Source organism: Aeromonas sp. s12 (genome assembly GCF_040907925.1).
Taxonomy (GTDB): domain Bacteria; phylum Pseudomonadota; class Gammaproteobacteria; order Enterobacterales; family Aeromonadaceae; genus Aeromonas; species Aeromonas veronii.
Window position 1 is genome coordinate 36,363 of record NZ_JBFOCT010000025.1, and the last position, 10,982, is coordinate 47,344.

The 10,982-nt window shown below is 62.4% G+C and carries 10 protein-coding genes and 1 riboswitch; of the genes, 2 read left to right on the top strand and 8 right to left on the bottom strand.

Annotated features, from left to right (window positions below):
- The 7 genes from thiS to AB5Y67_RS12775 form a co-directional block, all read right to left on the bottom strand.
- Positions 1-207: a sulfur carrier protein ThiS gene (gene thiS, locus AB5Y67_RS12745; RefSeq protein WP_101323398.1), complete on the bottom strand. Its 207-nt coding sequence runs from the start codon at positions 205-207 to the stop codon at positions 1-3.
- Positions 204-998 carry a HesA/MoeB/ThiF family protein gene (locus AB5Y67_RS12750; protein WP_199428129.1) on the bottom strand — a complete coding sequence of 265 codons (795 nt, stop codon included), beginning with the start codon at positions 996-998 and terminating at the stop codon, positions 204-206. The genes thiS and AB5Y67_RS12750 overlap by 4 nt, the downstream gene beginning before the upstream one ends.
- Positions 988-2,595, bottom strand: coding sequence for a thiamine phosphate synthase (gene thiE, locus AB5Y67_RS12755; RefSeq protein ID WP_199428130.1), 1,608 nt, complete (start codon positions 2,593-2,595; stop codon positions 988-990). The genes AB5Y67_RS12750 and thiE overlap by 11 nt, the downstream gene beginning before the upstream one ends.
- Positions 2,592-4,583 (bottom strand): phosphomethylpyrimidine synthase ThiC, encoded by a 1,992-nt coding sequence (gene thiC / locus AB5Y67_RS12760; RefSeq protein ID WP_325794081.1) that lies wholly within the window; start codon positions 4,581-4,583, stop codon positions 2,592-2,594. The genes thiE and thiC overlap by 4 nt, the downstream gene beginning before the upstream one ends.
- A gap of 280 nt (positions 4,584-4,863) precedes the next feature.
- Positions 4,864-4,976, bottom strand: a riboswitch (TPP riboswitch).
- Between the two features lie 252 nt (positions 4,977-5,228).
- Positions 5,229-6,692: an aerolysin AerA gene (gene aerA, locus AB5Y67_RS12765; RefSeq protein ID WP_193558119.1), complete on the bottom strand. Its 1,464-nt coding sequence runs from the start codon at positions 6,690-6,692 to the stop codon at positions 5,229-5,231.
- 260 nt (positions 6,693-6,952) lie between these two features.
- Positions 6,953-7,438, bottom strand: a complete 486-nt coding sequence (locus tag AB5Y67_RS12770) for a hypothetical protein (protein ID WP_157161537.1) — start codon at positions 7,436-7,438, stop codon at positions 6,953-6,955.
- Between the two features lie 86 nt (positions 7,439-7,524).
- Positions 7,525-7,947 (bottom strand): hypothetical protein, encoded by a 423-nt coding sequence (locus AB5Y67_RS12775; RefSeq protein ID WP_129504835.1) that lies wholly within the window; start codon positions 7,945-7,947, stop codon positions 7,525-7,527.
- A gap of 88 nt (positions 7,948-8,035) precedes the next feature.
- Between AB5Y67_RS12775 and AB5Y67_RS12780 the strand changes: the two genes are divergently transcribed.
- Both AB5Y67_RS12780 and AB5Y67_RS12785 read left to right on the top strand, forming a co-directional pair.
- Positions 8,036-8,704: a response regulator transcription factor gene (locus AB5Y67_RS12780; protein ID WP_019446511.1), complete on the top strand. Its 669-nt coding sequence runs from the start codon at positions 8,036-8,038 to the stop codon at positions 8,702-8,704.
- Positions 8,701-9,945 (top strand): HAMP domain-containing sensor histidine kinase, encoded by a 1,245-nt coding sequence (locus tag AB5Y67_RS12785; RefSeq protein WP_019446510.1) that lies wholly within the window; start codon positions 8,701-8,703, stop codon positions 9,943-9,945. The genes AB5Y67_RS12780 and AB5Y67_RS12785 overlap by 4 nt, the downstream gene beginning before the upstream one ends.
- 95 nt (positions 9,946-10,040) lie before the next feature.
- Here the strand turns inward: AB5Y67_RS12785 and rimK are convergent, their stop codons facing one another.
- Positions 10,041-10,937, bottom strand: coding sequence for a 30S ribosomal protein S6--L-glutamate ligase (gene rimK, locus AB5Y67_RS12790; protein WP_005340088.1), 897 nt, complete (start codon positions 10,935-10,937; stop codon positions 10,041-10,043).
- Between the last annotated feature and the right edge of the window lie 45 nt (positions 10,938-10,982).

Here is a 10,982-nt window from a genome sequence, read left to right on the forward strand (position 1 = left end):
TCAGCCTCCCGCTATGGCGGTAAAGAGGTGAATTTCGTCCCCGTCATTGAGACGGGTCTCGGCCCAGCGGCCACGGGGCAGCACGGCGCCGTTAAGGGCCACCGCCACCCCCTGTGGATTAACGTCTTGCGCCGCCAGCAGGTCGGCCACGCTCTGCCCTGCCGCCAGCGACTGGGCTTTATCGTTGAGTCGAATGGTGAGGGTCATGGGGTGATCTCCTTATCGTGTGTCGGGCATCGGCGCTGCCCGCAAACCGGGCAATCGGGGTCGGGGGCCAGAGTGAGGGTCTGCCACTGATGGGTCAGGGCATCGAAGCGGCGCAGTGTGCCGGCGACCGGGCTTGGCATCCCTAACAGCAGTTTCAGTGCCTCCAGCGCCTGCAAAGAGCCCATTACCCCGACCAGCGGGCCGGTGACGCCGCTGGTCTCGCAGCTCTGGGCGATTTTGGTATCAAGCGGATAGAGGCAGGCATAGCAGGCGTGATCGCTGCTGGGGCGCGCCATCAGCTGCCCCTGCCACCCCACTGCGGCGGCGGAGATCCAGGGCTTGCCCTGAGCCACGCAGGCGGCGTTGATGGCATGGCGGGTGGCGAGGTTGTCGCAGCAGTCGATCACCAGATCTACCTCGGCCACAAACTCCGGCAGGCTGGCGGCATCGAGCCGCTGGTTGATGGCAATCAGCTCCACCAGCGGGTTGTGGGCAGCCAACCGCTCGCGGGCCAGCTCCGCCTTGGAGTGGTTGACCGCATCAACATCGAACAGGATCTGGCGCGGCAAGTTGCTGGAATCCACCGTATCGCCATCGGCCAGCCACAAGGTGCCCACCCCGGCCCCGGCGAGATATAGGGCGAGCGGCGAGCCAAGCCCGCCGAGGCCGACGATCAGCACGGACTTATCTTTCAGCCGCGCCTGACCCGCCTCCCCCACTTCCGCCAGCATCAGCTGGCGGCCGTAGCGCAAATACTCTTTGTCACTAAGAGAAGCGGCATCAGAGAGCATGTTCTGCCTCCCGTATAACAGTGGCCGAACGCGGCTCATCCCCCGCCCCCACGGCGGCGAGCAGCCGCTCGGTCGCCCCCTGCCAGTCGTCGCTGGCAGTAATGGCCGAGACCAGCGCGATACTGCCGACCCCGCTTGCCTTGACCGCCGCCACCCGCTCCTCGCTGATGCCGCCGATGGCCACCGTCGGCCAGTCGCACATCAGGGCGCGGTAGCGGTGCAGCCGCACCAGCCCCTGCGGGCGCGAAGGCATCGCCTTGGTGTTGGTCGGGAAGATATGCCCCAACGCGATATAGGAGGGGGCCAACTCGCGGGCCCGCATCAGCTCGAAGTAGCCGTGGGTGGAGATGCCAAGGCGCAGCCCGGCCGCCTGAATGGCGGCGAGATCGGCTGTCTCCATATCCTCCTGCCCCAGATGCACGCCCCAGGCGCCCGCCTCGATGGCCTGCTGCCAGTAGTCGTTGATAAAGAGTCGCGCCCCATGGCGGCGACCGAGCTCTACCGCATCGCGAATGGCCGGTGCTACCTCTGCGGCAGGCAGATTCTTGATCCGCAGCTGGATGGTCTTGACCCCCTGCCCCAGCAGGCGGCGCAGCCACTTGACCGAGTCCACCACCGGATAGAGACCGAGGTTGGGTTCGGTCGGCGCGAAGGGACCATCCGGCAGACGGGCGCTGCTTGTTTCATAAAGTCCGAAGCGGCGATCGAGGGTTGAACCTGCCAGCACGGCGCGGGGGAAGTGGGCAAGATCGGCAGGCCAGCCGAGATGGGCGATGGGGCCGGGGCCTGCCCCCACCCCCTGCGCCGCCGCCAACCCCTGTTGCAGGTAGGCACGCGCCAGGGTGATGGCGTCTTCCACCGGATAATCCTGCGCCACCACGGCGGCGATAGCGCTGGCGTAGCAGCAGCCGGTGCCGTGGCCATGGCGGGTATTCAGGCGCGGCGCCGCCAGCCAGAATTCGCGGGTCTCGTCCTGGTAGTAGTCGAGGCAGAGATCGCCGCTCCAACCCAAATGGCCGCCCTTGACCAGCACGGCGCGGGCGCCGAGTTCGCGCAGCCGCCGGGCGGCGAGGCGCACCAACACAGGGCTGGTCGCGGGAATGCCGGTCAGGGCTTCCAGTTCGGGGCCGTTGGGGGTGATGAGCGACAGACGTGGCAACAGCTGCTCGCGCACCGCCTCCAGCATATTGGGCTCCGCCATCGGGGTGCCGGTGCTGGCGATGGACACCGGGTCGTAGACCACGAAGGGAGCCTCGATGGCAGCCAGTCGGCGGGCCAGCACCTCAACGTGAAGCCGGGTCGGCAGCAGGCCGATCTTGATGGCGGCAGGTGGCAGATCGACGCCGAGGGCGTCGATCTGGGCGGTGAAGGTCTGCATCAGCACGGGGTCGACCATCTTCACCGCCACCGAGTTCTGGGCTGTGATGGCGGAGATGACCGAGCAGCCGTGCACGCCGAGGTCGTGCAATGTGTGCAAGTCGGCCTGAATGCCGGCACCGCCGCCGGAGTCGGAACCGGCGATGGTCCAGACCACAGGCAGCGAGTCGGTCACGGGCGACAAGTCGGCGGGGCTGACAGCCCCGCTTGCGCTGCTCACGCCTCCTCCCCTGCGGCCTGTTTCAGCACCGCAGCCTGATGGTAGATCTCGCCACCGGTCTCCTTGAAGGTCTCTGCCATGCGGGCCATGCCGCTCTCCACCTGAGCCACTACCTGCTCCTGCTGGCCATCCATACCGACCAGCTTGATCTCCACCGCTTCAAGCTTTGCGGCATAGTCACGCACATCCTGAGTGATCTTCATGGAGCAGAACTTGGGCCCGCACATGGAGCAGAAGTGGGCCACCTTGCCGGACTCCTGGGGCAGGGTCTCGTCGTGGTAGGCACGGGCGGTGTCGGGATCGAGGGCCAGATTGAACTGATCCTCCCAGCGAAACTCGAAGCGCGCCTTGGACATGGCGTTGTCGCGGATCTGGGCCCCCGGGTGACCCTTGGCCAGATCGGCGGCGTGGGCGGCGATCTTGTAGGTAATCAGCCCCTGCTTCACATCCTCCTTATTGGGCAGCCCCAGATGCTCCTTGGGGGTGACGTAGCAGAGCATGGCGCAGCCGTACCAGCCGATGAGCGCGGCACCGATGCCGGAGGTGAAGTGATCGTAACCCGGTGCAATGTCGGTGGTGAGCGGGCCCAGCGTATAGAACGGCGCCTCGTGGCAGTGCTCCAGCTGCTCGGTCATGTTGCGCTCGATCATGTGCATCGGCACGTGACCCGGCCCCTCGATCATCACCTGCACGTCGTATTCCCACGCGATCTTGGTCAGCTCGCCCAAGGTGCGCAGCTCGGCGAACTGGGCCTCGTCGTTGGCGTCATAGACGGAGCCGGGGCGCAGACCGTCGCCCAGCGACAGGGCCACGTCATAGGCCGCGCAGATCTCGCAGATTTCGCGAAAGTGCTGGTAGAGGAAGTTCTCCTTGTGGTGGGAGAGGCACCACTTGGCCATGATGCTGCCGCCGCGCGACACGATGCCGGTGAGGCGCTTGGCGGTCATCGGCACGAAGCGCAGCAGGACGCCGGCATGGATGGTGAAGTAGTCCACCCCCTGCTCGGCCTGCTCCAGCAGGGTATCGCGGAACAGCTCCCAGGTGAGCTCTTCGGCGATGCCGTTGGTCTTCTCCAGCGCCTGATAGATGGGCACGGTACCAATGGGGACCGGGCTGTTGCGCAGGATCCACTCGCGGGTCTCGTGGATGTAGCGACCGGTGGAGAGATCCATCACGGTGTCGGCGCCCCAGCGGGTCGACCAGACCAGCTTCTCCACCTCCTCTTCGATGCTGGAGGTGACCGCCGAGTTGCCGATGTTGGCGTTGATCTTCACCAGAAAATTGCGGCCGATGATCATCGGCTCCGCTTCCGGGTGGTTGATGTTGCTGGGGATGATGGCACGACCGGCGGCCACCTCATCGCGCACGAATTCGGGGGTGATGTTCTGGGGCAAACGGGCACCAAAATCGCGGCCCGGATGCTGGGTGCGCAACAGTTCAGAGCGCACCCGCTCGCGACCCATGTTCTCGCGAATGGCGATAAATTCCATCTCGGGGGTGACGATACCGGCCCGGGCGTAGTGGAGCTGGGTGACCCGGCGACCCGGCTTGGCGCGGCGCGGCTTTGGCAGATGTTCGAAGCGCAGGTGATCCAGCCCCTCGTCAGCCAGACGCTCCTGAGTGAAGGTGGAGCTGAGCCCCGGCAGTTCGTCGGTATCATCGCGCTCCAGCACCCAGTTCTCCCGCAGGCGCGGCAGGCCACGGCGCACGTCGATGGCGACCCCCTCCTCCCCGTAACGGCCAGAAGTGTCGTAGACCGGCACCGGCTCGTTGGGCTCGAATTGGGGATTTTCTTTGGTGCCGCCGACGAAGGTATCGGCCAGCTGGATCTCCCGCAGGGGAACACGGATATCGGCACGGGAGCCTTCGATAAAGATGCGGCGGGAGTTGGGGTGAGCCATCCCCTTGAGGCTGTCGATAAAGGCCTGAGCGCTGGAGCGCTGCTCGCGGCGGCTGGATTTGGCGGTATCAGATACAGAAGTAGACATAGCAAAACTCACATTAACTGGTTGAAGTTATGGGTGTTTGCTTGTCTGGAGTTCGAGGAGAAGATGAACTTGCGGCGGGGTGTTTATCTCGGGAGGGAGTGCGCGCGGGATGGATCTCAGCGCTACTGTACTGCCGCTTCCCGCTCTCTGCACGCTGTGGGCAAGGCACCCCACGTGCTGGAAAACCGGACGGGACAGACTCCCTCCTGTGCGCCCTGACCCATCAAGGGTGAGCCCTTCGATGAGCAGAAGAGGCTTGTTCCTCCTCCGGCGCGGTAACCCGCAAGTTACCCTTGTTCCCTTCGCAGGTTTTAACCTGATCAGGTTCCACGGATCCCGAATTAACGGTCTCAGCTTCGCGTCGTTCGACGGTCAGCACTCCGACAAGATGGCGCCAGTATAAGGGGGAAAATCTAAAGCACAAGCCGTTAACAATCTGGCCAACACGCCTCTTTCAACAAATGAGTGAACGATGCCTCGCTCACGGGGCCACCCCAAACAGAGGTCAAACCTGCGTTGGCATCCCCTTGGCAAGCCACAGATTCCCGCTGTGATCATGCAGGGACAAGAGGAGAAAAAGAGGGAAAATCGAGGGGCGCAGGGCAAACAGAAACAGGCCCCTATGAAAGGGGCCTGCGAGGGAGGTTATTGAACCGGAACTATGGTCAGGGATACGTTGCCAAAGCCTTCGTTGGCAAGGGCCTCGCTGTCCAGATCCACACCGGTAAGCGCCACCTCATCGGCAGAGGCACTGCGCAGCTGGGCAGCCTTCGCGGAACGGGTCTGGGGCTGACCGATTTCGATATCGCCGGCAAACTGGCTCTCGGCATAGAAGTCACCGGTCACTGCCGAACGGATCGGGCGCAGCACACGACCCAGGTTATTCTGCATGGTCGACAAACCATACTCGCTGATGGTCCAGTTCCAGTCCCACCACTTCACTTCACCCGGGATATAACGCTTGTCCCACTGGTAGCGAATGCTGCTTGCCTTGTCGCGGAACGGGCCGACGGCAAAGGTGTGCTCCCAGGTGGGACGATTCTCAGGATGGGTATACCAGGCATTGCCGCCCCAACGCAGGAAGCCCTTCATGGTCAGGTCATAATTGACCTCGGCCTTGAACTCGTAGGGGTAGGAGATGTTGGACTTGTAGAGGGCAACCCGCACCGGCAGGCTGGAGTGAGGCGGCACCGTGGGGCGCGCTTCAACCGAGACGGTCTCGGTCGTCGAGCCCCCTTTCTGGGAGGCCCAACTCTGGCTCGCAGCGATCTCGATGGCCAGTTCGGTTTCCCCCACCAACGGCCACTGAAACTTGTTCTTGGTGGTCACCTTCTCGCTCAGGCTGTAGGTGTCGGTCTTCGACCAGTTGGTGGCCTTGTCGTACTTCAGGGTCACCACCACCTGCTGGGGCAGGTCGGTGTAGTTGGTCGCATTGGCCGTGATGGTCTTGACCAGCTGCTTGCCGCTCTCGGTGACCTGACCATGGCTGAAGGAGTCGGGTTCCAGGGTATATGAGAAGTTGCTTACCTTGATGGAACTCTTCTCCCCGCAACGATATCCGGAGCAGCCGCCGTCATTATTTCCCTTTATCAGCCAGCCATCGCCAACCCGGGTAACATCCATATCTTCCCCGACATAGGGGCTATGGTTTCCACCCACCCAGGCGTATCCCAAATAATGAGCGAGATAACTTACTGGCTTGATAAAATAATCATTGTCGTGGACAAGCCGCCATTGCACATCGACCTCATCACCTGCCGGAATATTCCAGTCAGAGAGTGTTGGTATTTCTCCGGAAACCGGTGAGTTGGGATAACACCAGGTTTCTCCGGCAGTGCCCTGTTTGATTTCGCCATTATATCCAGGCCCCATAATCACCCAGCGATCAGCCAGCCCGGTGATCTGCCACTGCCCCATGCGGCTGACCAGATTACCCTTGATACTCATGGCTTCATCGCGGGTCAGAGGACGATAACCACTGGCACAGACGCCCGTGCCAAGACCCGCCCACTTGACCTGATCAGGGTAGACAGGTTCAGCCGCCTGCACCTGAGCGAGCATCAATGAAGACGCCCAAAACGCCAGATTGGCGGTAATTATTCTATTCATCATTTATCCCTCTTTCAGACATACGATAATTGTTATTGTGTAGAAATATCCTTTTTCATTTGACAGGTATGGACTCCGACAAAACCTGACACAAATAAAATAAACCACCAAAAAACATCCATGACAAACAAAATAATGGTGATACAGGAAAATAATTAGAGCGATGACTTTATTGAGGAATAAATCATAAATATTGTGGCAGCCATTATTTAATGGCTGCCACAATATGGTGAAACCATATTAAATAAGAAGATGCTGAATTACTCTTCCGGATTGATCACTTCAATTCCCTGCAATATTCCATCCGCCGAACGGATCAATACCAGCTCGCTCCCGGCATGCAGATCGGCGGCCGAACCGTTAACCCAGCGCACCAGCGGATTGAGTGGCACAGTGCCCAGGGTTGCCAGCGTGAGCTGCCGTTCATCGAAGGATTGCAGGCGATCTTGCGCCCGCTGCCAGGGCAGATTGACCAGCGGGGCTCTGGCGGCCAGCAGCTCAATCCGGGTGGCAACGCCATCTGCCACCAGCAGGGCGAGCTGGTCGCCGGGTTTGAGTGGCTGCGACCAAATCTCCCCCTGCCGCCAGACGGCGGCACTGCCCTGTTCCACTTCGGCCCCCTGAAATTGCAGGCGGATGCCGTCGCTGTGCTCCAGCTCCACCAGCCACAATTCATCGGCACCCGCCTGCGCCGCCCAAAGCGGCACACCCAGCATCCATGCACACCACTTTCTCGATTGTTCCATCTTCGTTCGTCCCTGAACAAAAAGCCCATGCAGGACAAGCATGGGCTTCATTCGGGAGCATTTCTAATCGGAACGCAGAGATCGGATCAGTCATCCTCGCGGCAACGGCTCAGGCGCATGCCGTCAAACTTGCACTCCAGCTCGAGCCAGCGCCCTTCAAACGGCGCCAGACTGTTATCCGAGGTGGTGTAGCCCCAGATCCGCCCCCCTTCCACCGGCCCCTCCAGATCCATTTCGTCCTTGTCATCTTCGTCGAGGGCTTCGACCTTGCGCACATAGCGCACGCCGTTCTCCACCACCCCCTTCATCTCGACCCAGGTACCGCCGAGATCATCCTCGTTGAGCCAATCCTTGAAGCGGGTCTGGTCGTCGATCACGAACGGCATGCCGTTGACCATCAACTGGCCAAGCTGCCAGGTGGTGCGGCCGGTCAGTTTGAATTCGGTCGCCTGTGCGGTGCCAAGTGGCAACAAGATCAGCAACAGGAAGGCGCAGAGAGACTTCTTCATCAGGGATCCTCGGGGTTACACTGGCAAACAGGATGCCGAATCCGGTGTGAAAAGAGCGTGAAACGCTCGCCAACCAGGAGAGCAAAGCATGAAGATTTTGGTAGTGGAAGACAATCCTCAGGTGGCGGAAACCATCATGGATTATCTGGAGCTGGCCGGTCACCGCCTCGATTGTGCCTATCACGGTCAAGCGGCGCTGCAACTGCTGGAGGAGCAGCGTTTCGACGTCATCATCATGGATGTGATGATGCCGCGCCTCGATGGCCTCAGCACGGTGGCACGCCTGCGCGAGCAGGGGATTGCCACTCCCGTGCTGTTTCTCACCGCCCGCGACAGCCTGGAGGACAAGCTGGCAGGCTTCAAGGCTGGAGGGGATGACTATCTGGTCAAGCCGTTCGCCATGGAGGAGCTGGAGGTGCGGCTGCAAGCTCTGAGCCTGCGTGGCCCGCGCGGCGATGTGGGGGCCATCAGCTTTGGCGATCTGACGGTCGATGTCGCCAGCGGCCGCGCCACCCGCGCCGGTGAGCCCCTCAAGCTCGGCAAGATCCCGTTCCAAATCCTCGCCCTGCTGGCCCGCCGCGCCCCGGCCATCGTCAGTCGTCAGGAGGTACTCGACACCGTCTGGGGGGATGAGGAGCCCGACTCCGATGCCCTGCGCAGCCATATCTACGCCCTGCGCAACGCGCTCGACAAACCCTTCCCCACTCCCATGCTGGAGACCCTGCACGGTCAGGGCTATCGACTGGTGAGCGCATGAGCCTGCCGAGCCTGCGGCGCCGCCTGATCATGGCGCTCGGCGGCGCCGGGGTGGTGCTGCTGATCCTGCTCTCCGGCTTGATGCTGGTGGCCGAGGACAAGATGGAGGAGCTGAGCCTGCGCCACTGGCTGGAGGCGGAAGTGACCCGCTACAGCGATGACTGGCTGCGACTCGGCCCGGCCGCCGCTGCCCCGAGCCCCAGACAGTTCTCCAGCTACTGGACCGAGGCGGGACGCCTGCCGAAGTGGCTGAAGCCCTACCAGACACCCGGCTTTTTCGAGCACCAGCTGGGCAAGGAGGACAAACACTTTCTGGTGGCCCGTCACCCCTCCGGCGAGGGACTTCTCTACCTGGTGTTCAATGACGACGCTGACGACTACCTCGACCCCTACGAAGACAAGCTGCATCTAGCGACCCGACTGATCGGGGTGACCCTGCTGCTGGGCTGCCTCGGCTTCGGCATCTGGCTGGTGCGCCATATCACGGGGCCGCTGCAACGGCTGCAACAGAGGGTCGCCCACCTCACTCCGGATCAGGCGGATTTCGAGCCCGACGCCCCCTGGCAAGAGCTGCGCGATATCGAACTGGCACTGTTGGCCGGTAAACAGGAGGTGAGCGCGGTATTCGCCCGCGAGCAGGAGTTCAGCCGCTTCGCCAGCCACGAGCTGCGCACCCCTAACATGGTGATCCAGGGTTCGGCCGCGCTGCTCGGCAAGGTGACGGACTTGCCCGCACCGGCCGCCCGCGCCACCACCCGCATCCGCGCCGCCGCCGACGAGATGGCGCTGCTCACCGAGACCTTCCTGCTGCTGGGCCGCAAGGAGGCTGTGGAGCGACCGCTGCAACAGGTGACCCCGCTGATCCGTCAGGAGCTGGCCCGCCTCGCCCCACTGTTGCAGCGGGAGGCCCTCGATATCCGGCTTAATCTGGACGAGAGCAGCGAAGTAAACGCCCCCCTCTCCCTGCTCGCCATCGCCCTCGGCAACCTGCTGAAAAATGCCCTGAGCTATGCCGAGGGACATATCGACATCGAGCTGTGCGGCCCGATGCTCACCATCAGCAACCCGACAGCAGCGGCGCCGGATCAGATCCTCGGCTACGGCTGTGGCCTCACCATCATTCAGCGCATCTGCGAGAAACTCGGTTGGCAAATCGACACCCGGCTCGAGGATGGCGTATTTAGCGCCCGGCTGGCGATGATCACTGCCGAACAGTTCCCTCTCCCTTTGGGAGAGGGTTAGGGTGATGGCGAAGTGGCACCGCCAACCCACCAGCCAGATAGCAACAAGGCGCCCGAGGGCGCCCTGTTTCTATCTGACGGATGCAAGCCTGAGGCTCACTCCGCCGGTTTGTTCTTGCGGCTCGCCTTGAGTTCGAGGAACTCGATGATCTTGCCGGCCACATCCTTGCCGGAGGCAGCTTCCACCCCTTGCAGGCCGGGGGAGGAGTTGACCTCCAGCACCAGCGGGCCACGGGCGCTGCGCAGGATATCGACCCCCGCCACATCTAGCCCCATGATCTTGGCAGCCTGCACGGCGGTGGCTCGCTCTTCCGGGGTGATCTTGATCGCCTCGGCGGTGCCGCCACGGTGCAGGTTGGAGCGAAATTCCCCCGGCTGGGCCTGACGGCGCATGGCGGCCACCACCTTGCCGTTGACCACCAGACAGCGGATGTCGGCGCCATTGGCCTCGCGAATATACTCCTGCACCAGAATGTTGTTGTTGGTCTGGATAAAGGCCTCGATCACGCTCTCGGCGGCCTTCTGAGTCTCGCAGAGCACCACGCCAATCCCCTGGGTTCCCTCCAGCAGCTTCACCACCAGCGGCGCCCCGCCCACCATGGTGATGAGGTCGGGCACGTCGTGGGTGCTGTGGGCATAGCCGGTGATGGGCAGGCCGATGCCATGGCGGGAGAGCAGTTGCATCGCCCGCAGCTTGTCGCGGGAACGGCTGATGGCCACCGAGCTGTTGAGGGCCATGGTGTTCATCATCTCGAACTGGCGCAGCACGGCGGTGCCGTAGGCGGTAATGCTGGCCCCGATCCGCGGGATCACGGCGTCATAACTTCCCAGCTCCCCACCCTCGTAGTGAATGGAGGGGTTGTGGGAAGCGATATTCATATAGCAGCGCAGGGTGTCGAGCACCTCTACCTGATGACCGCGCGCCTGCGCCACCTCGACCAGACGGCGGGTGGAGTAGTTTTTCGGCTCACGGGATAAAATGGCGATCTTCATGACAATTCCGCTAGAAGGCTGTGCCTGGGCAGGATGGGGCGGGAG